At 36.8% G+C, this 23,398-nt stretch carries 19 protein-coding genes; 12 read left to right on the top strand and 7 right to left on the bottom strand.

Features of this window, described 5'->3' with window-relative positions; translation table 11 throughout:
• Nucleotides 1-26: 26 nt before the first annotated feature.
• Together AADJ06_RS12165 and AADJ06_RS12170 are read right to left on the bottom strand one after the other, a co-directional pair.
• On the bottom strand, nt 27-1,229 hold the full coding sequence (locus AADJ06_RS12165; protein ID WP_341226728.1) for a pyridoxal phosphate-dependent aminotransferase: 1,203 nt from the start codon (nt 1,227-1,229) through the stop codon (nt 27-29).
• 305 nt (nt 1,230-1,534) lie between these two features.
• On the bottom strand, nt 1,535-2,200 hold the full coding sequence (locus tag AADJ06_RS12170; RefSeq protein ID WP_341226729.1) for a response regulator transcription factor: 666 nt from the start codon (nt 2,198-2,200) through the stop codon (nt 1,535-1,537).
• Nucleotides 2,201-2,526: 326 nt separating this feature from the next.
• Here AADJ06_RS12170 and AADJ06_RS12175 point away from each other — a divergent pair, with 326 nt between their 5' ends.
• Together AADJ06_RS12175 and AADJ06_RS12180 are read left to right on the top strand one after the other, a co-directional pair.
• Entirely contained in the window at nt 2,527-3,579 is a 1,053-nt protein-coding gene (locus AADJ06_RS12175) for a histidine kinase (RefSeq protein ID WP_341226730.1), read from the top strand.
• Between the two features lie 81 nt (nt 3,580-3,660).
• Nucleotides 3,661-4,383, top strand: coding sequence for a LytTR family DNA-binding domain-containing protein (locus AADJ06_RS12180; protein WP_341226731.1), 723 nt, complete (start codon nt 3,661-3,663; stop codon nt 4,381-4,383).
• An 8-nt stretch (nt 4,384-4,391) separates the two neighbouring features.
• Here the strand turns inward: AADJ06_RS12180 and AADJ06_RS12185 are convergent, their stop codons facing one another.
• Nucleotides 4,392-7,349 carry a lantibiotic dehydratase gene (locus tag AADJ06_RS12185; protein ID WP_341226732.1) on the bottom strand — a complete coding sequence of 986 codons (2,958 nt, stop codon included), beginning with the start codon at nt 7,347-7,349 and terminating at the stop codon, nt 4,392-4,394.
• Nucleotides 7,350-7,477: 128 nt separating this feature from the next.
• On the opposite strand from AADJ06_RS12185, the gene AADJ06_RS12190 reads away from it, so the two are divergent.
• Both AADJ06_RS12190 and AADJ06_RS12195 read left to right on the top strand, forming a co-directional pair.
• The gene (locus AADJ06_RS12190; protein ID WP_341226733.1) at nt 7,478-8,200 is read left to right on the top strand and encodes a YebC/PmpR family DNA-binding transcriptional regulator; all 723 of its coding nucleotides are present in this window, start codon (nt 7,478-7,480) and stop codon (nt 8,198-8,200) included.
• 263 nt (nt 8,201-8,463) lie between these two features.
• A complete protein-coding gene (locus AADJ06_RS12195) occupies nt 8,464-10,734 on the top strand; it encodes a DUF5916 domain-containing protein (RefSeq protein ID WP_341226734.1) in 2,271 nt (756 codons plus the stop codon).
• Between the two features lie 53 nt (nt 10,735-10,787).
• Here the strand turns inward: AADJ06_RS12195 and AADJ06_RS12200 are convergent, their stop codons facing one another.
• The gene (locus tag AADJ06_RS12200; RefSeq protein WP_341226735.1) at nt 10,788-11,186 is read right to left on the bottom strand and encodes a hypothetical protein; all 399 of its coding nucleotides are present in this window, start codon (nt 11,184-11,186) and stop codon (nt 10,788-10,790) included.
• 93 nt (nt 11,187-11,279) lie between these two features.
• Here AADJ06_RS12200 and tpiA point away from each other — a divergent pair, with 93 nt between their 5' ends.
• Nucleotides 11,280-12,047 carry a triose-phosphate isomerase gene (gene tpiA, locus AADJ06_RS12205; RefSeq protein WP_341226736.1) on the top strand — a complete coding sequence of 256 codons (768 nt, stop codon included), beginning with the start codon at nt 11,280-11,282 and terminating at the stop codon, nt 12,045-12,047.
• A gap of 44 nt (nt 12,048-12,091) precedes the next feature.
• Nucleotides 12,092-13,843 carry an SBBP repeat-containing protein gene (locus AADJ06_RS12210; RefSeq protein WP_341226737.1) on the top strand — a complete coding sequence of 584 codons (1,752 nt, stop codon included), beginning with the start codon at nt 12,092-12,094 and terminating at the stop codon, nt 13,841-13,843.
• Between the two features lie 4 nt (nt 13,844-13,847).
• Here the strand turns inward: AADJ06_RS12210 and AADJ06_RS12215 are convergent, their stop codons facing one another.
• Entirely contained in the window at nt 13,848-14,531 is a 684-nt protein-coding gene (locus AADJ06_RS12215; protein ID WP_341226738.1) for a molybdopterin-dependent oxidoreductase, read from the bottom strand.
• Between the two features lie 41 nt (nt 14,532-14,572).
• The gene (locus AADJ06_RS12220; RefSeq protein WP_341226739.1) at nt 14,573-15,217 is read right to left on the bottom strand and encodes a DUF1684 domain-containing protein; all 645 of its coding nucleotides are present in this window, start codon (nt 15,215-15,217) and stop codon (nt 14,573-14,575) included.
• Between the two features lie 25 nt (nt 15,218-15,242).
• Here AADJ06_RS12220 and AADJ06_RS12225 point away from each other — a divergent pair, with 25 nt between their 5' ends.
• Nucleotides 15,243-15,860, top strand: coding sequence for a rhomboid family intramembrane serine protease (locus AADJ06_RS12225; protein WP_341226740.1), 618 nt, complete (start codon nt 15,243-15,245; stop codon nt 15,858-15,860).
• Nucleotides 15,861-15,916: 56 nt separating this feature from the next.
• Nucleotides 15,917-16,702 (top strand): LytTR family DNA-binding domain-containing protein, encoded by a 786-nt coding sequence (locus tag AADJ06_RS12230; RefSeq protein WP_341226741.1) that lies wholly within the window; start codon nt 15,917-15,919, stop codon nt 16,700-16,702.
• 3 nt (nt 16,703-16,705) lie between these two features.
• Here AADJ06_RS12230 and AADJ06_RS12235 read toward each other — a convergent pair whose 3' ends face one another.
• Nucleotides 16,706-16,942 carry a hypothetical protein gene (locus AADJ06_RS12235; protein WP_341226742.1) on the bottom strand — a complete coding sequence of 79 codons (237 nt, stop codon included), beginning with the start codon at nt 16,940-16,942 and terminating at the stop codon, nt 16,706-16,708.
• 272 nt (nt 16,943-17,214) lie between these two features.
• Here AADJ06_RS12235 and AADJ06_RS12240 point away from each other — a divergent pair, with 272 nt between their 5' ends.
• From AADJ06_RS12240 to AADJ06_RS12255, 4 genes are all read left to right on the top strand, one after another.
• Nucleotides 17,215-17,640, top strand: coding sequence for a DUF2141 domain-containing protein (locus tag AADJ06_RS12240; RefSeq protein ID WP_341226743.1), 426 nt, complete (start codon nt 17,215-17,217; stop codon nt 17,638-17,640).
• A 3-nt stretch (nt 17,641-17,643) separates the two neighbouring features.
• Entirely contained in the window at nt 17,644-18,339 is a 696-nt protein-coding gene (locus AADJ06_RS12245; protein WP_341226744.1) for a hypothetical protein, read from the top strand.
• A gap of 75 nt (nt 18,340-18,414) precedes the next feature.
• On the top strand, nt 18,415-21,465 hold the full coding sequence (locus AADJ06_RS12250; RefSeq protein WP_341226745.1) for a glycoside hydrolase family 3 N-terminal domain-containing protein: 3,051 nt from the start codon (nt 18,415-18,417) through the stop codon (nt 21,463-21,465).
• A 51-nt stretch (nt 21,466-21,516) separates the two neighbouring features.
• Nucleotides 21,517-23,391 carry a T9SS type A sorting domain-containing protein gene (locus AADJ06_RS12255; protein WP_341226746.1) on the top strand — a complete coding sequence of 625 codons (1,875 nt, stop codon included), beginning with the start codon at nt 21,517-21,519 and terminating at the stop codon, nt 23,389-23,391.
• Nucleotides 23,392-23,398 lie beyond the last annotated feature (7 nt).

Genomic DNA, 23,398 nt, shown 5'->3' on the forward strand with positions numbered 1-23,398 from the left:
GTTTCAAATATGAAATAGGTCTAAGTTTATTTTAACTCAGCACATACTTTCTTAATTCTGCCTATTGCTTCTTCCAATGCCTCGTCAGATGCAGCAGTAGAAATTCTAATACAATTAGGTGCACCAAAACTTTCGCCAGCTACAGTAGCTACGTGAGCGTTAAGGAGTAGGAACATGCTAAAATCATCACTATTGTTAATTTTAGTTTCACCATTTGACTTTCCGAAGAAATCGCTGATATCTGGGAATGCGTAAAATGCTCCATCAGGTGTATTAACTTTAAAACCTGGAATAGACTTTAAACCGTCTACTACTAATTTTCTTCTAACTAGATATGCTCTCTTCATAGTTTCAGAAGAAGTCATATCATCCCATGCTACCACAGATGCTCTTTGAGCTATATGATTCGTTCCAGAAGTGACCTGACCTTGAAGTTTAGTAATTCCTTTCGCAATCCATTCTGCTGCTCCTATGTAACCAATTCTCCAGCCAGTCATAGCAAAACCTTTTGCCATTCCGTTAACAGTAATAACTCTGTCTTTTATGGCAGGAATAGAACCAATACTGAAGTGACCTTCATCCATAAAATTGATATACTCATAAATCTCATCAGCTAGTACAAAAACGTTTTCGTGCTTTTCTACCACTTTAGCTATGGCTGTAAGCTCAGCTTTGCTAAATACTGCTCCTGTAGGGTTAGAAGGAGAAGAAAACATGATGACCTTAGTCTTATCTGTGATGGCAGCTTCAAGTTGCTCAGGAGTAACTTTAAAGCCATTTTCAAAAGAACCTTTAACTATCACTGGCGTTCCTTCTGCTAATTTTACCATTTCAGAGTAACTCACCCAGTAAGGTGCAAAAATTACTACTTCGTCACCTGTATTAACCATTACCTGAAGGGCATTGGCCAAAGAGTGCTTAGCACCAGTAGAGACTACAATATTAGCTGGAGCCCAGTCAATATTATTGTCACGTTTAAATTTGTCTGCAATTGCCTTTCGTAACTCAGGAATACCTGGTACAGGTGTATATGAGTGGAAACCTGCGTCAATAGCTTTTTTAGCTTCTTCACAGATGTGATCAGGTGTTTTAAAATCGGGCTCTCCGATTGAAAGGTTGATAACGTCATGTCCCTCATCGCGTAGTTCACGAGATTTTTGAGACATGGCAATGGTAGCTGATGCTTCCAAGTTTTGGATACGTTCAGATACTTGATGTGCTGCAGACATTTTGTTAAGTTTTGTTTACCGTAAAAATCGGGGCAAAAATAGGTTCTTATATCGCGATATGAAACCGAAAATTGAACTATTTTCTATTTGCCTCCTTTTGATGGGAATTATGCGTTGGGTTTTTCACTGTGGATTGATAATAAGCCATATAAAAAGCACTCCATTTCGTTTTAAAATGGAGTGTCTTTTATTTGTTATTGTATGGAAGTAATATTATTTGAATGTGTTTGTTGCAGCAGGGCAAAGTTTTTTTATCCTAATTATGAATAAAAACGCATCCACCATTTAGTCTATTTCTTTAAAGACTAGGCGGCGTCGCTGTCGTAAAAAGGTTTTAATGATATCGCTACACCTATGAGTTGATTTCTTCCTCTAAGGTTTAGTTTTTGCATTATGTTAGCTCTGTGGTTGTTAACGGTAGCAGGACTTATTAAAAACTGTTTAGCAATTTGTGGAGTAGTGTTAGAGTCTGATAAAGCTTGCATTATTTGAAGCTCTCTTGGAGTAAGAGATTTAAGCACAGAGGTGTCCATTTCTAGTTCACCTATTTCTTCTTTATAACTCTTATTTATTTCTTTTTTGACGCTTTGCGATGTGTATTGTCTTCCTGCTCTTATTTCTTGAAGAGCAAAAAACAGCTCGCTCATGCCGTCAAACGTGTGAATGTGGCCAGAAACATTAAGCTTTTGAAAAACCTGCCTTGCATCCTTAGCATTCTGAGATAAAAAGATAAAGGAGCCCTTGAAAGACTCTCTATTTAGTTTGTTAACAATCTCTAAACCACTATAATCTGTGATAGAGTTACTAACTATTATTACGTCTGGCTTATATTTGGTAGACTTTTTGAATGCATCCTCACCAGAGGTGGCGTAGGATACAACCTCGTATTCCCTCTGTTCTAATGATTCACGAAGAACTTCGCATATCAATGTACTTCTGTGAATCAATAGAACTTTGGGTAATGTTTGCATATTAATATTTCGTTGGAAACACTATTTTTCTTCTTATTCTAATATTCCTAAATTAAGGAAGAGGAATAGTAGAGCAAGGAAGAGGAATAGTAGAACATGGAAGAGGTATAGTAGAACAAGACTTAAAAGAATTCTTGGTAGAATTGTTCAATTTTGTTACTGTTGTTTTTCTGATTTCGAGATTGATTTTTCTCATGATTAAAATTGATTATTTGATTGATTAAAATTTACTATACAAATGTCGTGGACATCCTGATAGTAGAGAAATATAAAGTGCACATAACGTTATTTGCTATATAAAAAGCTTTTTTAAGTATAAGACCAGTATGAAAGACTCTTTTCCAGTTTCCTTTTTTGAACATATTAGAAGAAATAAGGCAGAAATTATGCTCCATGTTTTAGGATGGAGTATCTATTATTTGGTTGATTTTATCTTTGTTATAGGGTTTACCTCAGATTTAACCTCCAGTGCTGTAATGACTTATTTCAGTACAATCTTCATTTATACATTCTGCTTTTACTTCATAGTTGAGATTTACAAGAGGTTTTTTCCGAAGCAAATGATAAAGGGTATTTTGATTAGTCTTATCACTGTAGTGATCTTCTCTATACTTAATAGTTTGTGGGATATATATATTATACGATATGACAAATCAATTCTTAAGCTTGAATCAAATCCATGGCACGTATATCTTTTTGAAACTTGGCGTTTTTCCACTTCCGCTCTGTATGCTTTTGCTTATTGGATATATTTACAGCGTATTGATGACCAGCGATTAAGAAGGGAGGCTGAGAAGCAGTTGCACAGTGCAGAAATTGCCTTTTTAAGAGCTCAAATAAACCCTCATTTTTTGTTTAATACTTTAAATTTTGTTTACGGTAATGTGGCCGAGAAGAGCACAGAAGCGGGAAATGCTATTCTTTCGTTAACCAAACTTCTTCGCTATTCAGTGGAGAGCACAAAGACCGAAAATAGTAGTTTAAGAAGAGAGGTAGAAGCGGTTACCGAGTATCTCGTTCTTCAAAAACTAAGATTTGGAGGTCGGGCGTATGTCGACTTTGAGAAGTCCGGTTTGTTTATGCTTTTTGTTATTCCTCCTTTGGTATTACTGAGTCTTGTTGAGAATGCTTTTAAGTATGGAATTATTGATGATGAGGATAATCCAATAAAAATAAATTTAAACGTTGATAAAGATGGTCTGAAATTTGTATGCTTTAATACAAAACGTCTAGATTTTAAGGATCGAGAGACCACATCTGTGGGTATAAAGAACATAGAAAGGCGATTGGAATTAACTTATGGAAGTGATTACAATCTACTAGTAAATGAGGATGATGATACCTATGAAGTGATATTAACTATACTTTGGAAGAAGTAAGTTTCCCAATAGGAAATTACGTTTTATCTGATTACAATTGTGTATATTAAGGGGTAAGAGAGTTCTACTAAAAGAAAAAAAATGATATTAAGTGTAATTGTAGATGATGAATCTGCAGCAATTAAAGTGCTTGAAAACTACATCAAAAGGCTATCCTTTGTTGAAAACGTGGCATCTTTTTCAAATCCAGTGGAAGCTCTAACTTTTGTCAATGAAAACGATATTGACATGGTGTTTTTAGATATTAATATGCCGCACCTCACAGGTTTCAGCTTTATGGATATGCTCAAAGGCGACACCAAAATAGTTTTAACTACTGCATATTCTGAATATGCTATAGATGGCTATAAGTATGATGTGGTGGATTATTTAACTAAGCCAATTCCCTTTGATGACTTTTTAAGAGCTGTGCAAAGGGTTCAGAATAGGTTTTTAGCTGCTAGTACAGCAACAAAGCTTGAGTCGCTCAGCGATTATATTATGGTCAAAACGGAGCATAAAGGGAAGTATGTCAAAGTAAAATTTGAAAACATCCTTTACATAGAGTCTTTAAAAAACTATGTGGCTATTTATACACTTCAGAAAGAGCAAATAATTACTTTGCTAACCATGAAAGAGTTGGCCGAGAAGCTGCCTAAAGAACATTTTATCAGAACGCATAAATCTTTCATTGTCTCATTAAATCATCTTAAGTATGTAGATGGAGGGGAAATTGTACTTCAAACGGACAATGATAAAATCCCTTTAGGCATAACTTATAGAGATACTTTTTTTGAGCTTTTAGAGAGCAAAATGCTCCAGTAACAGTTTCTTTATTTCTTTTGCTGAGCTAATATTGATTTATAGCTTCTCATTAGAAAATCATAAATTACTAGTTCATGAAGCCTTGGCTGCGTTTTCATGATTCGGTTTATGCACATATGTGTAAGGCCAGCTAAAGCAGATTTTTCAAAACCAGCTTTCTTAGTCCAATCTTCTTCAAAAGGCATCACAGGTTTAAAACGTGAGATTTGGCTTAGCGTGTTGTTTACTTTTTGTCTTTGTTCACGATATAACTTATCAAGTTCCTTCTTTTTCTCTTGGTTTACTCCAAACTCTTCAGCAAAACCATTCCTTAAAGTGGTGATGAATCTAAGCTTGTTGGCAAGGTTGTATTCACAGTAGTTTAATAGATTGTCAATGCACTTTAGGCCGTATAGCCATCTAAGTTCTTCATTTTCGTTTTTTGTTATAAAATGTACGTAGGAGGAGCTTTCTTCATGAAAAATGCTTTCGGCATTCTCTATTCCTATGGCGGCATACCTTTCAAGCTCTCTTTCATATTTACCAAATTCCAGTTTCCAAATGTCCTTGTGATTAGATAAGTACTGGTTTAAAAGGGAAACAAGTTCTTGTCCTTTCTCTATATCTTTTAAGTGAAAGCGTATTCTTAAGTGAAGGTCAGGATCACGAAGCCTAATGAAAAACCATTTATCTATCAAGTTTCTATCAAAGGCTGTTTTTAAAACCTCCGATATTTGATTTGAAAGTATACTGTCAAAGGTAGATAAGGGAGCATAAAGCTTTATATAGAGCCAGTTATGTTCAATTAGGCTTTCTTTGGAATTTAACGTTTTTGTTGATGTAGCTTCGTCTAAGGTTTCATTTTGTGGAACAGCGTAGGTTTCCCCTGATTTAATTAAAGAGCCAATAAATTGATTAAGCATTGGTTCTCCTTCAAAATTCTTAACTGCCTGATTTTTATCAAAAAGAAACTCTTTTAGTGTAAGGCTTTTTTTGTTTTTGACAGAATTCATAAAGAGTTTGATTAAAAACTCGCTTTCGCTATTTATTAATAGGTCATTATCACCCTCTGAAATAACAAAAAGTTGGGGCATTTTTAGTTTTTTGTGCCATTCATTGAAGTCGTTTATAGATTTCAGTTTATGTATTTCTGACAAAGGGGAATGTTGAAATTTCCAAGTAGCTAAGCTCAAAACTATTCCTTTATAAGACACTCTGGGATAGAAAGATTGCTGTTGGTTCCAATTTAATTTTATGCTGCCATCTAAACCTTGAAACTGTAAATCGTAAAGGAACTTGTAAACGGGAAGATCTGCTTCACCTACATTATGCGTGCAGTTTAGTTTTGGTATAATTATCTCATTTGTCTTAAGGTTTTTAAGGAATAGTTTTTCTTCTTGAATGAGTATTGCCAAATCTTTAAGAGCAATGGTCTCTTGAGCTTTGCCAACTCCCCAAAAGGAAATTTCATGTTTAAAAACAGACCTTCGGGATAAAACATTTCCGAGTTTGCTATTTGGTAGATGAATTATTTCAGCAAAGCGAACGCTCGGATTATTCTTTCTTTCTTCCTTACTTATTTTGTCAACTAGGTTCCCTAAAGCTTCTGAGCTGTTGGCAAATCGACAAATGAGGTTTATAGCACTACTTCCGCCTGCGGCTTCTAAGTAAAGTTTATTTTCCGATATTAACCTAAACAGAACGGAGCAGCTTGCACTTAAGTTTAAGTCATAATTTAATTCTGGAAGGTTTTCATCTTCCAATTTTACTTCATATTGATTTCGTTTTATAGCTTTTTCAAGAAGATTATCTAAGAAGGTTTCTTTCTTCTTGTCGGTGTTGGATAGAGTTAAATTTTGAAAAGGGACAAAATTTAAATTTTCTATTAAAGGGGCAGGAGCAATGTCAAATTCTTGGTCATATCCCAGTCCTTTTTCGGTATCTAATGCAATCGGCAGAGCGACCTCCTGAGAACCAAATCGCCTTTTAAATCGAGCTTTGAATTCATTTAGTCTATTATTTTCTGTTCTTTCTTGTAATGTGTTTATTACCGCAAGGGCTTCTAGTATCTCTTTTTGAAGGTTTTGATCTAAAGAGGAATTAATCTTTAAATTAAAGAAGCATTCTGTATGAAATGTTTTCTGGTTTAGGGCGTTTGCTGAAATATCATATTTTTTAATGTTATTTTGCTTACAAGCGTCTAGCTGATTTAGTTTTTCTTTGATGCTTGTTAGTTCATGGCTTTTATTTGTGTCAAGTTTTCTATGCAGTGTAATTAAATCGCCAAGCTTATCTGGTGAGTTCAATGATGGTTCAGCTTTATTCACTAGTATCTGGCAATCAATCAAACTTGCTAAAAAATCAAGTGCGTCTTGTTCGTCTACACCTTCTTCTTTAAGGACTTTGGTAAGTTGATTTAAAGAAAGCCCATTTTCGGTTTTTTCTAATAGGAATAAAAGGAAATCGTTTTTTTCAAGAGCTGATATCTGAAAAGTAACTTGATCATTTTCAAAGGTTTTTTCTAAGTACCTTATTTCATCGTGTAAGATATAATAGCTTGAATTCGGGAAATATTTGACCTGCGAAATAAATTCAGGAGATTCACTAATGCCTTTATACAAATCATTAATGAAACCAAAGTCTAGTTGCGTTCTTCTTTGTACGCTATTTCCTATAACTATTCTTGTTTTATCTCCCCATTTTAAGGTCGAAGTTCCAGCAAAAAGGCCAAAAGGGGTGCTACGGGCATGGCTTCTTATTATATACTTAGCGGCACTCCTTAAAACGCCCTTTTGGCTTTTCTCAGAGAGTGTCCCTGTGTTAAAATCAAGTATAGCTTGATAAAGAGATGGGGAAGCTAAAAACACAGTTTCAAGAAACCCCTGATTTTTAAGTAAGGTAATTATTTCTAATTCAGTCAGTTGACTCCTGAAAGGTTTTGCAGGAGTTCTTAAAACGAGCTCTGGCAAAAAAGTATATTTGGACATTTTAAATAGGGCGTAGGGGATAAAATCAATTAAAGTTACACTTTCACAGATAACTTTTAACGATTTGCTCGCTTTCTCCACATTTTTATTCAAATCTTTTAATTTTGCAGATAGAATATTAAAAAAATATGGGAAGAGCATTTGAATTTAGGAAAGCCAGAAAAATGAAGCGTTGGAGCTCCATGGCAAAAACCTTTACACGAATAGGAAAGGATATAGTAATGGCCGTCAAAGAAGGTGGGCCAGATCCTGCTACTAACAGTAGGCTTAGGGCAATTATTCAAAATGCCAAAGCGGCTAATATGCCTAAGACAAACGTAGAGAGTGCCATTAAAAGGGCTTCTTCAAAAGATCAAGAGGACTATAAAGAGGTTATATTAGAGGGCTACGGTTTATACGGAGTAGCTGTTTTGGTAGAATGTACTACAGATAATAATAAACGAACTGTTGCCAATGTTCGAAGCTATTTCTCTAAAACTGGAGGAAGTTTAGGAACAAATGGAATGTTGGATTTCATTTTTGACAGAAAGTGTGTTTTCAAAACAGAGAACAAAGAAGGTTTGGACTTGGAAGAGTTAGAACTTGAGTTAATCGACTTTAGTGTAGATGATGTTTTCTTAGATGAAGAAACCGGACATATTAACATTTATGGCGAGTTCGCTTCTTTTGGTGATGTTCAGAAGTATTTAGAGGAGAATGAGTTTGAGGTAGTAAGTTCGGGTTTTGAACGAATTCCAACTGATACAAAAGCACTATCAGAAGAGCAGGGAGCTGAGATAGATAAGCTTTTAGAGAAGCTAGATGAAGATGACGATGTTCAAAACGTATACCACAATATGGTTTTGGAATAGCGATTAAAGCAATTTGTATATAGAAAGTCCGGTAAGTTATCTTGCTAGACTTTTGTGTTTAAAAACTATAAAAGGCAATGTTGGAATAATTAAGTTCATCGCGGGAGACGAGATGAACTTTGTTTCTTTAAGAACTTATAAAAGAGTGGTTTAAAGAGCTTTTGTTAGATGTGGATCTTGGACTAATTATTGCTTCTTCTTTAATTAATGCAATTTTTTGTTGCAGAATTCTAGTACTTTTGTGTAAACCATATCAACTAGACTTGCGGTTTATTTTAATCACTTTATTGCAGCTACCATTGTTGGCAGTTTCACAAACTGCTATTCACGATCCTTCAGAATATTTTCTGCAGGTTCATAGGGCTGTTGAAAAGATTGAAATAGATGGAGAAGCAAATGAGGCTGTTTGGGACAAAGGGGAGTCTGTGGGAGCTTTTTGGCAGTTATTTCCTAGAGCGGAAAATAGGTCAGAGACCAAAACGAATGTTAGGGCAGCTTTTGATGATGACTTCATTTACTTTCTTATTGAGGCTTATGACAGTACCAACACCTACGTTGCTCAATCTTTAAAAAGGGATGCAAGCCTTGGATTAAATGATGGTGTGGCTATAATTTTAGATCCCATTAATAGAAAAAGTAACGGTTTTGTGTTTAGCTGTACACCAAACAACGTGCAGTCTGAATATCAGTATGGGACAAATTATGCTGGAATAACATATGCTTGGGATAATAAATGGTATTCTGAAGTAAAAAGGTATGATGATAAGTATGTTATAGAAATGGCTATCCCATTTAAGACATTGAGGTATAACGCCGCAAACACAAAATGGGGAATTAATATTTTAAGAAGCGATTTAAAAAACAATCAAGTTTCTTCATGGACCAAAATACCAGTACAGTTTTCTGCAGTAGATTTAGGTTATTTGGGCACAATGCAATTTGATAGCCCTTTGGGCAAAAGCAAAAGTAATATTTCAATAATTCCATATGCTATAGCCAGTGCTCATCATGACTCAGAAGATTATGATGCCGTTGGTTGGAATGGTTTTGCACCTAAGACGGGCGAAAATGATGAGCACCCCTATCACTTCAATGCTGGTTTTGATGCTAAGGTGGCCATTAATGCCTCTCTTAATTTAGATTTGACATTAAACCCTGACTTCTCTCAGGTGGAAGTAGACCAGCAGGTTACTAATTTGACCCGTTATTCTATTCTTTATCCAGAAAGGAGAACCTTCTTTTTAGAAAATAACGATATTTTTTCAAATTTCGGGGCAAGTACTTTTAAGCCCTTTTTCTCAAGAAGGCTTGGGCTAGATGAAAATGCAAATCCAATCCCAATTTTATATGGAGCAAGGCTTAGTGGTAATGTGGCAAAGAAGGTAAGGGTAGGTGTAATGAATATGCAAACCCTTAGGAGGGGTGATTTTGCGGCTCAGAATTACACCGCTGCTTCAGTGCATCAGCGAGTAGGAGCACGCTCTTTAATAAAGGGCTATTTCTTAAACAGAACGGCCACTGATCAAGAGGATTCTGAAGTCAACGATAATTTAGGTAAATACGGGAGAAATTTAGGAGTAGAAGTTAACCTCATTGATAAAAATGGGGTCAATCAGTTTTGGGCTGGGTATAATAAATCGTTTAAAGAAGGAATCAATTCAAAGGATAACTTCTACCAAATTGGTTATGGGTATTTTGGGAAGGTTTATTCTGGTCAAATCGAGTATGCCGATATTGGTCAAAATTATTATGCGGACATGGGGTTTATTAACAGAATAGAGACCCGAGCTCAAATGGGGGCTAGTTATACAGACCCAGACACTCTAATTAGGGCAGGTTTCAAACATTTCTATAATAAAAATACTTTTACGTTTAGGCCAAAAGATAAAAAGATAGTTCAGCTGGTTTTTGGATTAACAAATTTCATGGCTTTTTTTGAAAACAATTCGCTCAGCGATAAGTATCATTCTTTAACAAGTGGGATATACTTTAATAATACTTCTGGCGTAAGTGCTGAGTTTAAAGTTCAAGAAGATAACCTTCTTTTCTATTTTCCACTACCGACTCAAAAACCCCTTGCCCCTGGCAATTATAAATACAGTAACTTCTCCCTTAATTACTATGGTGACGAAAGAAAGAACTTCGTTTTAAATGGAGGGGTAATGTTTGGGAAACTTTATAATGCTGACATTAGACAGTATAGTTTAAGTATGTTAGTAAGAAAGCAGCCATACTACAGCATGACCCTAAGTGCTCAGTTTAATGACCTTCTTTTTCCAATGGACTATGGGAGAACCAAGCTTTGGTTAGTGGGGCCAAAATTAGAAGCAACACTTACGAACAAGCTCTTCTGGACTACTTTTCTACAGTTTAACACGCAGGAGAACAATTTCAATATAAACAGTAGGATTCAATACAGGTATAGTCCTATGTCAGATTTCTTTTTGGTTTATTCTGACAATTATTACTCAGATTCTTTCGCTAATAAGAATAGGGCCATTGTGCTTAAATTCAATTATTGGTTTAGTTTGTAAACAAAAAAAGGAAGCCATTTGGCCTCCTTTCTTTAGTGTTTAATTAGTCTCTACTAATCTTCTTTGTTCATTCGCTTTCTGGGAGCATGCTTTCTTCGGCCTTCCCCTTTTCTGTCGTTTCTCATTTCTAAGAACTTGATGTATTGATCTTTAGTAAGAATTTCTTTCAAGTTAGCATTATATTCTTCTCGCTCGAGTTTCATTGCTTCCCTATTCTCTTTCATTTCTTCTTTTTTCGCTTCCTTTTTTTCTTCAAGCTTTTCGGCATTTGCTGTATTTAGAGCAAGTACTTGAGCGTATTGGTCTTCATCTAAAGAAAGGTCACTTTTAAGCCTTTGGCTCATTTTCTCCGCTCGCTCTTTAGGATCCATTTTTTTCATGTCTGGTCTTTGTGCGAAGGCACTCCCTGCAGCGGCAATAACCAATGCCGCCATTATTATCATCTTTTTCATAATATGTATGTTTTGTTTAATTACAGCTTTTAGACGCACAGCTTTGTGAAAGGTTTAATATCTTTGAGGAAAAGTTTATCAAAAAGAAATCTAATGAGAAAAAAGTACGCAGCAGGAAACTGGAAAATGAATTTAACTTTTGAAGAAGGTCAAATCCTTTTTTCTGAAGTAACTAACATGGTTAAAGATGAAGTGGTGAACCCTAACGTAAAAGTGGTAATGGGCGTACCTGCTCCTTATTTAAGTTCGTTTAGCAAACTTATCAATACCGAAAAAGTTAGTATAGCAGCACAAAACTGTCACCCTGAAGCTAAAGGAGCTTTTACTGGCGAAATGTCTGTAGGGATGTTGGCATCAGCGGGTGTAGATCATATTATTATAGGTCACTCAGAAAGAAGAGAGTATTTTGGAGAAGCGGATGAGTTTATTGCGGCTAAAGTAAATGCAATTTTAGCAGGTGGTTTAACGCCAATTTTCTGCTGTGGAGAGACTTTAGAGCAGCGTGAGTCTGGAGTTCACTTTGATTTTGTAAAAGGTCAATTAACAAACGGATTGTTCCAGCTGTCTGCTGAAGAAATTCAAAAAGTAGTTATAGCGTATGAGCCTATCTGGGCTATCGGAACTGGTGTAACAGCATCAAGCGACCAAGCTCAAGAAATGCACAAGGAATTAAGAGCTCATTTAGCTTCTAAATACGGAGCAGAAGTAGCGGATAATATTTCTATTCTTTATGGTGGAAGTGTTAAGCCAGGTAATGCAGGAGAGCTTTTCTCTCAGCCAGATATTGACGGTGGTTTAGTAGGTGGAGCTTCTCTAGACTCTAGAGGGTTCACGGATATTGCTAAGGCGTTTCCAGCTTAAAGAACCCTGAATGGTTATTATGTTGTAAAACTAAAACAAGGTTCATGAGTAGGGCAATACTATTACTTTTAGCTCTTTCTTCGAAGTTGGTTTTTGCACAAAAACCAACTTTAATCGAGGAAAGAGCTATTAACGGGTTAGGCTTCGATATAGAGTTTACATTGTTAGCCATGCCAGATAGTGGTTTCATGGCGGCTGGAGTTTCTAGTTCTAGGCATGGTTTAGATAAAAAACAAGATTCATTTACCGAAGACTTATGGCTACTTAAATTCGATAAGAACTTCAATGTAATTTGGGAAAAAATAATTGGAGGAAGCGGTCAAGATTGGCCTAGGGAAATGTGTTTCACAAATGATGGAAACATTGTAATTGCATGTCGCTCGAACTCTGGTATTTCTGGTGATAAAAGTGAGAGCTCAAGAGGAGGGGTTGACTTTTGGGTTATTAAAATTGATTTGTCCGGGAATATTATTTGGGATAAGACAATCGGAGGAGATAATTACGATGATGCTAGGTCAATTGCAGCTACTCCTGATGGTGGCGTGGTCTTGGCGGGATATTCTAATTCTAATCAATCTTTTGAAAAGTCCGAAAATCAATATGGCAATTACGATTATTGGGTTGTTAAGTTAAATAACAATGGTGTTCTAGTTTGGGAGAAAACCTTAGGAGGAGATGGATTTGATTTCGTTAACGACATTTTAGTAGATACTAATGGAGATGTATATGTTGGCGGGTATTCATGGTCTAATGCTGGAGGTACCAAATCTCAAAATCCAGTTTATAAGAGATATGCAGATTTTTGGGTTGTGAAACTAAACCTTTATGGCCAGATGGTATGGGATAGAACTATTGGAAGTTATACAAAAGATGACCTAACTTCTATGTGCTTTTCATCTGATAACAACCTTCTTCTTGCCGGTTATAGTGGGGCTTCAATAGCTTATGGGGATAAAAGTGACGTAGGAAGAGGAAAGGCGGATTTCTGGTTAATTAAAATCAATAAAAATGGCAACAAGCTTTGGGATAAGACGTACGGTGGTGGCCAGTCTGATTTTCTTAGAACTGTAGTTTCTAAAGGGGCTTATATTTATTTAGTTGGTTCTTCGGAGTCTGGCATTTCAGGTGAGAAAACAGAAGCATTGAAAGGACATGATGATCTTTGGCTTTTAAAATTGGATCAAAACGGAAGTGTTTTGTGGGATTTTTCTGCTGGGAGTAATTCTTATGATGAAGTTAGAAGCATGATTATTGATATGGAAGGAAATATAATAGTTTCGGCTAATATTCTAGACGAGGCTTCCGGAGATAGGTCACAAGATTCTTATGACTGGGATGGCTGGGTTACTAAAATTAAAGAATGTAATATTATTCCAGGACCTACTGATTTAGCTAAAAATTTAATTAAAGGAGAGGAGGTTGTCTCTTTCGAGAATTGTCATAATCGGATACCTTTATGGTTCTCTTCATATATATCTACAAAGCCTTTTTTCGAGGGCTTGGAATATACAAAATCTGGAGGCTTTGCTATGAACACAAATTTTTATATTAAATGCAAGGAAAATGGTTGTTTAAGTGAAGATTATGGTGATCTAAATATTGATATTTTATGTCCAGAAAGTTTAGTTTTAAGCGAAATAAGTAATTTAAATAATTACTCAATTTCTACTATTGAATCAAATGCACGCTTGGAAGATAATGCAAACTTGTTTTCGGGATCTTATATTTTATTAAAACCTGGTTTCGATAGCAATGACAATATATTTCATGCTGAAATTGAAGCATGCTTAGAGTAAACACTCAAGAATACCTATCATTCCGCCAAGGGTACGCTGTGTCAGAATATCCTCTTTCTTCCCAAAAGCCCTTTTTGTTGGCGTTTATAAATTCAATTCTCTTAATCCATTTGGAACCTTTCCAGGCATATAGCTGTGGCGTAACCATTCTGCATGGGCCGCCATGCTCTAGTTCTAGCGGAGCGTCATAAACTGTATGAGCTAAAAGTACATCAGGTTTTAAGGCTTCTTCTATAAGTACATTGGTAGTATAAGTGTCATAGGCGTAACATAAGATATGCGTTACAGTATCTTTTGGCATTACTAATGCCGCTAAATCCATAAGTCTGACACCTTTCCAAGGCATGTCCATTTTACTCCATGTAGTTACGCAGTGAAAGTCTGAAGTGTCTTCTGTTTGCGGCAAATTCATGAAATCTTGCCATTTAAGTACTACTGGGTTTTCTACTTCACCATTAAGGGTAAGTCGCCAGTTTTCTAAGCTAACATCTGGATGATAGCCTAGGTCTAAAACTGGCCATTTTATGGTTTCCGTCTGACCAGGAGGTAGCTGCGGCATTCCGTGCCTGTTTGTTGGGCCCGTGCCCAAAGGTTTGTCGTCTGCTATTGAAGGAGAATCCGCCATTTTTTTCTCAAAACGAGATTTTAGCTTCATTCTGGCTTCTATTATTCTATCAAGTTTTTCCATAATTCTTAAAATTCTGCCTGCAATTTAAAACCGCAAAACTGTTATTCTTTAATGGCTCCTTTAAAATTCTTTTCGCCTGCTGCTATCGCCACCTTTAAATGATTCTCTTCTGGCGGAATAGGGCAGCTATAACCTGCGGAAAATGCACAATAGGGATTATAAGCTTTATTAAAATCAAGCCAAATTTGCTCTCCAGAAACGTCTCCCATTCTCAAATCTAGATACCTTCCGCCACCATAAGTGCTTTTACCGCTTGTTTTATCTTTGAACGGAATGAAAAGGTAGTCTTTATAAAGTGGATTTCTCATTAAGTCCATACTCCTATATACGGTCAATCTTTGCTTTTTGCCCCCTATTTTAAATGTTAATTGGCCAAAACGCGTATAGGTCTTCATTTTACCACTTGAAGTCGGAATTTCAAAAGGCATGCTTTTACCACCAGGTTTAAATTTACTGTAGACTATGAATTCTTCATTTGGCTCATAAAAATCAAGATTAGTTAAATCTTCTTGAGCTAAAGGAGAGTTCAGGTTGTTTAGAAAGTCTTCTTTATAATTTTCTCTGTGTTGCTTAATTTCCTTTTCATAGTCACTTTGACCAAAGGCACTAAAACTAATAAGGCATATCAAAAGACACTTTATTGGTTTCACAAGCTCCGATTTCTTAATTTTCCGAATATTCTTCATGCTTCAAATTAAACAATAAAACTGCATGTCTGTCACCGTTATTTTAATAATAATCACTGTTCTCGCTAGTATCTACGCTTGGCGAGATTCCACCTTAAAAAACAAGTGGATTCATAACCCTTACAGTGCTAATAAATATAAGGAGTACTATCGCCTATTGACCAGCGGCTTTATTCATGCAGACTACATGCATTTGTTTTTTAATATGTACGCATTTTATCTCTTTGGGGGTGTGGTGGAGCAGTATTTTGAATACTTTTTTGGGGGTAAGGCTATTCTAGCATTTCTTGGTTTGTATTTGGTGGGAATCGTAGTGGCTAATTTGCCAGATTTTGTCAAGTATAAAGACAGTTTTGGCTTTAATTCTTTGGGAGCCTCAGGTGGCGTGTCGGCCATTGTATTTTGTTCGGTGGTTTTAAATCCACTTATGGAGCTAATAATCTTCCCTATCCCTATTCCAATGCCGGGTTATATTTTCGCTTTGGTTTATGTGGCTTATTCTATTTTTATGGAGAAGCGTCAAATGGATAACGTAAACCACATGGCTCACCTTTGGGGGGCTATTTGGGGCGTTTTGTTTATAGGATTGACGGAGCCAGCTACCTTGCCAAGGTTTATTGAGCAAATAACCTCTTCGTTTTGAAAATATTTGAAACATTAAAACAGCCCTACCCTTGTGTTGACTTAGAGCGGTCAAACATGCAAAACCTCCTTTATTCTTTTATTTTAGGGGTTTTTATTGCGGGCTTTTTGATAGTATTTCAGCCCTTTGGCATTAGTCGTTGGGAGTCTGAAAGTAAGGTTCTGCACTTACTGGCCTTTGGTGGAGTAACCTTTGGTATTCTCGTTTTTATGAAGGTTGGGGTAATGAAAGTTTTTCCCAATTACTTCAAAGAAGAAAAATGGACGGTAGGTAGAGAGATACTTATCAATTTCACGGTGCTCTGTTTAATTACCATTGGGAATTTTCTATATGCGGTTAATATTCATCTTTTCCCTTTCAAGTGGGAGGTGTTTTTATGGAGCTTTTCTGCGGTGGTATCACTGGGAGTGTTTCCTATATTTTTCAATGTTTTTCTTAAATATAAGAGAGGTATAAGTAAATATTCCGAACCAGTAATGGTGGGAGCGGCAAAAGAAGAGAAGGAAACGGACATTTTATTAAAGGCAGAAAACGGCAAAGACTCTCTTAACTTAAAAGCAGGAGAATTGTTTTTCCTAGAATCTGCAGATAATTACTCCAAGGTGGTTTTTACAGCAGAGAATGAACTGAAACAAGAGCTTCTCCGCGGAAGTTTATCTAGCATGGAAAGCCAGATTTTAGATGAAAAAATAGTGCGATGCCATAGGTCATACATAGTCAACCTTAATAAAACTGAAAAGGTGACAGGAAACGCTCAAGGCTATAAACTACATTTAAATGGTATTGAAACTGTTATACCTGTTGCTAGAAAATATAGCAGCATCGTGGCTGATTTGAAATAAGTTTTACCCAATCAAAGTCAAAAGCAAAATAAGGGCAAGAACAAACCATTTAACCGTGTGCCACCAGCTGGTATAACTCTTAAAAAGAAGGACTAAAACTTCTACCACTATAAGTAAAAAGCAAGCTGCTGCAGTAGCCATGCTAAAATTACTCTCAAAAGCATCTAGGCTAAAGCTTAAAAGGATGAGAAATAGACAAGCTAATGGGAAAAGGACTTTTCTATATGCTTTGATATCCATGATATTAATTAGATTTTATTCTTAAATTTCGCCGTAAGAATTGATAAAAAAGATGACCTTGAGGGGAGGGAACCATGACGGAAATCAGGTTTTTATAATCTTGCAAATTATAGTAAGCTCTCATATTTCCTTTGTCAAACATCCCAAAATGGCTCTGAATGCCCCTGAGGCTTGTTTGTTATCCCAAAACCTTGTCAGTTATCCCTTAAAGTTTTTTGCGGCTTTTTGGTCCTATACATTTGCTTTTGTTATTTCACTAAACAAAAAAGCAAATGAAAAATTTACTCTTCCTTCTTAGCATCCTCTTATTTAGCACGAGTTCTTTAAAGGCTCAAGAAAAGTTTACCATTACTGTAAACGTGTCGGGTATTAGTAATATAGAAGGCACTATATATGCATCTCTTACAAACGATGCTAGCAGCTTCCCGAAAGTTCAAAATCCATTATATAGCAAAGCTGTTAAAGTAGAAGGCGACAAAGTAACTTTTGAATTTGAGGAGGTTTTAGGAGGAGGCGACTACGCCGTGGTTCTATTTCAAGACTTAGATAATGATGAAAAAATGGGGATGAATGGTAGCATGCCGGCTGAGCCATTTGGTTTTTCTAATTATGTGATGATGGGGCCACCAACCTGGGAAGATTGCTCTTTTGAACTTAATAAAAACAAAGAAACCACTGTTAGACTATATTCATTTTAAGCCATGATAGATACTATATTTAATACTTCGCTTTTTCTGCATGTGATTGCAGGTGTTTTGTCCTTAGTTTTTGGTTTGGTAGCAATGCTGGTCAGAAAAAAAGGAGGGAAAGTCCATAACGTTTCCGGTTTGATATTTTACTGGTCTATGGCGTTCATTTTTATTACGGCTATTCTTTTTGTGGTTCTTTACCCTACCAGACTTAAATATCATTTTTTCTTGATGATAGGCATCGTGAGTTTCTATCCAACTTTTGCTGGGAAAAGAATGCTAAGTATGAAAAAAGGATTGAATCTTAAATGGTACGACTGGTTCGGAGCAGTTGGTGTATTTGTTTCTGGTCTTTTAATGATTGCCTATGGCGTTTTTCTAATAGTAAAAGGCATTTCATCGTTTACCACTTTGTTCTTTATTTTTGGAATATTTAGTGTGGCATTGGGTGTGGTAGACCTTTTGAGATATTCAGGAAGAACACCACTTGGGAAAATGCATTGGTTTTTTGGGCACGCTGCCAAAATGATAGGAGCTTACTCTGCGGCCGTTACCGCATTTTGTGTGAATATTGTTCCGCGTTTCTTACCAGATGATACCAGTCTTTTCGTTTTCATAATGACTTGGGTAGGGCCAGCCATTGTCTTTGGTTTTGTTTCAAGGTATTACAGAAAGAAGTACCAAAAGAAATTCAAGATTGTCAATTGACTTTGACTAGGCCTTTAGGTTTTATATTCAATCTTTAAGGCTTAATTTTGTATTTTTTAGGAAACACTTGCTTTTATGAATCAAAGGGTCAAACCCAAATTACTGCTACTCATACTTTTTATTGGAGTTTTTACACTGAGCTTCATCGGGAGCGACCTTCAGTTTGCGGCTTCTAAAGGCTTAGAAATAAAAGATGATTTTGCCATTAAGACACCATCCTCTTTAAGAGGGAACACCGTTCTTAAGAAGAATTATGATGGCATCAAAGACTATATTGATGGTCAGTACGCTTGGGCAGATAGCGTTTTGGCAGGAATGAGTTTAGAAGAAAAAGTGGGGCAGCTCTTTATGATAGCCACATACTCTAATAGGTCAGAGAAGGCTTACCAAGTAATTAGAGAAAAGATTAAAAAATACCATCTTGGTGGGCTTATATTTTTCCAAGGAACGGCCCCAGTTCAAGCTAGATTAACAAACGAATATCAGGAATTAAGCAAAATACCTTTAATGATAGGTATGGATGCAGAGTGGGGTTTAGGCATGCGACTGAGCAATACCACTTCTTTTCCTAAACAAATTACCCTAGGGGCTATTGAAAATGATGCCTTAATAGAGGCAATGGGTTATGAAATTGGCTCACAACTTAAAAGACTTGGTGTTCATATCAATTTTGCCCCAGTGGCAGACATAAATACGAACCCTAAAAACCCTGTTATCAATTACCGTTCTTTTGGTGAGTCGCAAAATTTAGTGGCAGATAAAGCTATGGCCTATGCCGCTGGTTTAAAAAAGGCAGGAGTAATGGCAGTGGCAAAGCACTTTCCAGGCCATGGAGATACAGGAACAGATTCCCATGTGGCTATGCCAGTGGTAAATCACAGCAAAAAAAGACTTTCTGAGCAGGAGTTGGTGCCATTTAGAAGACTTATTAATGATAGTATAGCAGGTGTGATGACTGGGCACCTTTTTGTGCCATCGCTAGATAATTCACCAAACAGAGCCGCCACCATTTCAGAGAAAATAGTAAAAGGATTACTGCAAGAGCAATTAGGCTTTAGAGGCTTAACCTTTACAGACGCCCTCAATATGCGAGGAATCACCAATCAGTTTTCAGCAGGTGGAGCAGATTTGGCTGCCTATAAAGCAGGAAATGACGTGCTGCTCCAAACCGCCAATCTTGATGCCGCATATAACAAGATTTTAGGGGAGTTTAGAAATGGAAACTTAGAAGAGGAAGAGCTAGACAGAAGAGTTCATAGAATTTTAAGAGCTAAATATTGGGCAGGCTTAAATAAACCTCAGCATGTGAGAACGCAGGGTTTAATGGACGACCTAAACAGCGAGAAAAGTAGAGAGCTAAATGAAATGCTCTATAAAAATGCTGTAACCGTTTTAAGAGCCGATGAAGACGTTTTTCCTTTTGTTCAGTTAGATACTTTGACCATAGGTACGGTGGCGGTTAGTGCTCCTACAGATAACGAGTTCCAGTCGCAAATGAGCGGTTTTGGGAAAGTGGTAAATTATGAAATGCCAATAAAGCCAGGTTCGTCAAAAGACTGGGATTATATAGTAGAGCAGGCTTTTTCTTTTGATGCCATGGTAGTGAGTATTCATGACATGAATAGCCGTTCTTCGCGGAACTTTGGCGTTTCACCGTCTACCATTGACATGATTAGGGCTTTGTCAAAAAAGACTAAAGTAGTAGTGGTAGCTTTTGGCAATCCTTACGGTTTAAAGCTGTTTGATGAGTTCCCTAATGTTATTTGTGGTTTTGAAGATGAGCCAATGGCTTATAGAGCCGTTGCGGAGGTTTTATTTGGTGCGGGTTCTGCAAGTGGCCGTTTGCCGGTTACGGCTTCGCCAATGGCTAAATATAGTTTTGGTAAAAAATCTCAAAACGTAGGAAGACTAACAGAAGACCTCCCAGGAAATGTGGGGATGGATGGTGATAAGCTGAATGAAATAGACGGCATTATAGACGACGCCATTAGTAGAAATTCCTTTCCGGGTGCTCAGGTTTTGGTGGCAAGAAGGGGTAAGGTGGTTTATCATAAGGCATTTGGAACGTATAGGTATGGGAACACTGAAAAGGTGACAACCAATACCTTATATGATTTGGCTTCGCTCACTAAGGTGAGTGCCACGCTGCAGGCCGTTATGATGTTGAATGAAAAAGGGCTTTTGAATCTAAACCTTAAGGCTTCTGATTATTTGCCAGAGTTAAAAGGAACTAACAAGGCCGACATGATAGTGGGTGATATTCTTTTTCATCAGGCGGGTTTAAAGTCTTTTCAGGCTTTTTGGACACATACTAAAACGAGTGGAGGGGCTTTTAAAAAAGAATTTTATCAGGATAGCCCTGTAGGAAACTTACAGGTGGCAGAAAATCTGTACATCAAACCTAGCATTAGAGATTCGGTTTGGAGTTGGCTCATAGATACGGACTATACCACGAGAAGAAAAAATAGAAGTGGTGAGTATAGGTATCTTTATAGCGACCTCGGGCTTATTATGATGCAGAGAATTGTGGAGGAGGTTACTGGCCAGCCAATGGACGAGTTTCTTGACCAAAACCTTTACGAACCTTTGGGCATGACCCATACGCTTTTCAATCCCTTGAACAGGTTCTCCAAAAAGGATATTGCTCCAACGGAGAATGACCAAATATTTAGGAAAGAGCAAATTTGGGGTACTGTTCACGACCCTAATGCGGCACTTTTAGGGGGCGTAGCTGGCCATGCAGGACTTTTTAGCAATGCTTGGGATTTGGCAAAGCTTTATCAAATGAATCTTCAAAATGGCTCTTATGGTGGCAGGAGGTACCTATTTCCTGAAACCGTCCATCACTTTGCGAGCCACCTTTCAGATAGAAGCCATAGAGGAATAGGCTGGAATAAGCCAGTACAAAACCTAGACCTTTCTAGCATAGCATCATCGGCCTCACCAGATACTTATGGTCATACAGGCTTCACAGGCACGGTAGTTTGGGTAGACCCAGACCGCCAGCTAATCTTTATCATGCTAGCCAACAGAGTGTACCCAAGAGCCAATAACCATAAGCTTATGGACTTGGACGTTCGTAAAAGAATTCACGAAGTGATAAACGAGGCGGTGGATAATCTTTGAGAATTTATTGATAATCTTTGTTAATTTTATTGCATTAAACACGCAATGAAAATGATTTACAGGCTCAGTTTTACTTTTGCCCTCACCCTGCTTTTATTTCAAAAAGTAGATGGTCAACAAACAATTTACTTTGAAGATTCAGACTTCAATTTTAAGCCTTTACTTCTTGATGGAAAAACTACTGAAATAAGAAGTGCTTTTACACTCTCTGATGGTACCTATTGGGTTAATTATGTTGGTGAAACGGGTGTACTTGTAAAGTATGAAGGGGCCGAAGAGGTTTATAGGTCAGAACAATCCATTTATTTGAATTATAATGAGTGGCCTACGGTCTCTACTGATAATTCTATTTGGATTCCAATATCCACCTATTCTATCGCTGATACAAATACCATGTTTTCTTATCGAAGGAAGTTTTTAGTGATTGACTCTGAGAATGTTGAAAGTATTCTGGACGAAGGGGAGGTCTTTGATGGGGGCAGGCTTTTACACCATGATAAGTACAAGGGTCAATATTATGCTTTAGGAGATTCATTAAGAAGGTACAACGCAGATTTTTCAAGGGATTACACCTTCAAATGTGAAGTTTCATTAGATGGTGTCAATTCTGTTTTAGTAAATGCGTATGGCAGTGTTTTCTTAGGGAATGACCGATTTGGGCGGTTTTATGGCTCCAATAGAACGACTTATAAACTAGATTATAGTGGGAAATTAATTTGGGAAGGAGTAGTTAACAAAAAAAGGAATTACACGTATTACAATAGTTTTTCAGATTATAACATGTTCTATCCAATCCTTGATAAAGACGATTTCGTCTTATGGGGGTCTTTAACGTGCGGTGAAGGTTGTTATACTTCAGATAATCATGCTCTCTCTGAAGATGATGAAAAAGTATCGTTGCCTTATTTGAAAATCAAAGAATACTATCCTGTCGGTACGGATTTTATTGATAAGTATGGTGTTACGCTAAAGAACCGAACACGGTTTATGAAGTATGATTCACTTAATAAGGTATTTGACCAAGACGATTCTGTTCTAATTGATTTGCAAGGGAAATATATAATGGACATACTTCCAGACAGTTCTATTTTGGTAATGACGAGTGCAGGTTTAAGCCGATATACCACCAAAATTAATCCTAGAATAACAACGGAGATTGTCAATTTAAAGGAGGCATCAGATGACTTTTTTGAAAAGAAGGTGATTGATGTTAGAGGTGATGGAATAGATTTAGAAATAATAACTTCGGACAGTTCGGATTCTTATGTGCTTCTGGAGCCAACAGACACAAAAGCTGCTTATGTGGAAGGCAAACGGCTTGTTTTTACGGGAGAAGAAGGTGATTTTAAAGTAATAACCTATTCTATAACCGGAAGTACGCCTTATAAAAGCAGAATGTTTAAGATTTCAAAAACAAGAGCGGAGGTTGAAGTAATTGACCAAGGCCCCCTGCTAGTCAATCTGCCATTCGAGTTTAAAACAGTTCAGCCTAACGTTTATATTGATTCGGTAGGAGGAAGCTGTGAAAGATTCAATAATGCAATTACAGCAAACTCTTATAGCGAAGAGGGATGTACTGTATATTACTTTTGGGGAGGTGACGAAAATTATTCTAAAATATCCAGCTCTGTTCATTTTGAAATATCGAAGCAGTCTGTTTTAGGAGTTAACGAAGAAACAGGAGATGATTTAATTAGTTATCCTAATCCAGTTACAAACGGAAGGGCTTTTGTCATATCTTCAAAGGAGCCGATTTTTTCAATAAATGCTGTTGACGGTCTTGGGCGTAAACAGTTATTTGCAACTAGGAAAACGGGAAATAATATCGAAGTAACGATGTCAAATGACTTTTCTGGAATTCTCTTTATTCAGATGTTTGATAAGAAAAATAACTTTATAGGGAGTATTAAAAAGGTGATTAAATAATTTAATC

The sequence above is a fragment of the uncultured Arcticibacterium sp. genome, assembly GCF_964021845.1.
Lineage (GTDB): Bacteria > Bacteroidota > Bacteroidia > Cytophagales > Spirosomataceae > Arcticibacterium.

What these genes read in the sequence shown, in the direction of transcription:
- AADJ06_RS12165 (WP_341226728.1), bottom strand. Translation starts at nt 1,229, where the DNA reads ATGTCTGCAGCACATCAAGTATCTGAACGTATCCAAAACTTGGAAGCA.
- AADJ06_RS12200 (WP_341226735.1), bottom strand. Translation starts at nt 11,186, where the DNA reads ATGAAAAAGATGATAATAATGGCGGCATTGGTTATTGCCGCTGCAGGG.
- AADJ06_RS12175 (WP_341226730.1), top strand. Translation starts at nt 2,527, where the DNA reads ATGAAAGACTCTTTTCCAGTTTCCTTTTTTGAACATATTAGAAGAAAT.
- AADJ06_RS12180 (WP_341226731.1), top strand. Translation starts at nt 3,661, where the DNA reads ATGATATTAAGTGTAATTGTAGATGATGAATCTGCAGCAATTAAAGTG.
- AADJ06_RS12170 (WP_341226729.1), bottom strand. Translation starts at nt 2,200, where the DNA reads ATGCAAACATTACCCAAAGTTCTATTGATTCACAGAAGTACATTGATA.
- AADJ06_RS12240 (WP_341226743.1), top strand. Translation starts at nt 17,215, where the DNA reads ATGAAAAATTTACTCTTCCTTCTTAGCATCCTCTTATTTAGCACGAGT.
- AADJ06_RS12215 (WP_341226738.1), bottom strand. Translation starts at nt 14,531, where the DNA reads ATGGAAAAACTTGATAGAATAATAGAAGCCAGAATGAAGCTAAAATCT.
- AADJ06_RS12245 (WP_341226744.1), top strand. Translation starts at nt 17,644, where the DNA reads ATGATAGATACTATATTTAATACTTCGCTTTTTCTGCATGTGATTGCA.
- AADJ06_RS12190 (WP_341226733.1), top strand. Translation starts at nt 7,478, where the DNA reads ATGGGAAGAGCATTTGAATTTAGGAAAGCCAGAAAAATGAAGCGTTGG.
- AADJ06_RS12230 (WP_341226741.1), top strand. Translation starts at nt 15,917, where the DNA reads ATGCAAAACCTCCTTTATTCTTTTATTTTAGGGGTTTTTATTGCGGGC.
- AADJ06_RS12235 (WP_341226742.1), bottom strand. Translation starts at nt 16,942, where the DNA reads ATGGATATCAAAGCATATAGAAAAGTCCTTTTCCCATTAGCTTGTCTA.
- AADJ06_RS12210 (WP_341226737.1), top strand. Translation starts at nt 12,092, where the DNA reads ATGAGTAGGGCAATACTATTACTTTTAGCTCTTTCTTCGAAGTTGGTT.
- tpiA (WP_341226736.1), top strand. Translation starts at nt 11,280, where the DNA reads ATGAGAAAAAAGTACGCAGCAGGAAACTGGAAAATGAATTTAACTTTT.
- AADJ06_RS12255 (WP_341226746.1), top strand. Translation starts at nt 21,517, where the DNA reads ATGATTTACAGGCTCAGTTTTACTTTTGCCCTCACCCTGCTTTTATTT.
- AADJ06_RS12185 (WP_341226732.1), bottom strand. Translation starts at nt 7,349, where the DNA reads ATGTCCAAATATACTTTTTTGCCAGAGCTCGTTTTAAGAACTCCTGCA.
- AADJ06_RS12225 (WP_341226740.1), top strand. Translation starts at nt 15,243, where the DNA reads ATGTCTGTCACCGTTATTTTAATAATAATCACTGTTCTCGCTAGTATC.
- AADJ06_RS12220 (WP_341226739.1), bottom strand. Translation starts at nt 15,217, where the DNA reads ATGAAGAATATTCGGAAAATTAAGAAATCGGAGCTTGTGAAACCAATA.
- AADJ06_RS12250 (WP_341226745.1), top strand. Translation starts at nt 18,415, where the DNA reads ATGAATCAAAGGGTCAAACCCAAATTACTGCTACTCATACTTTTTATT.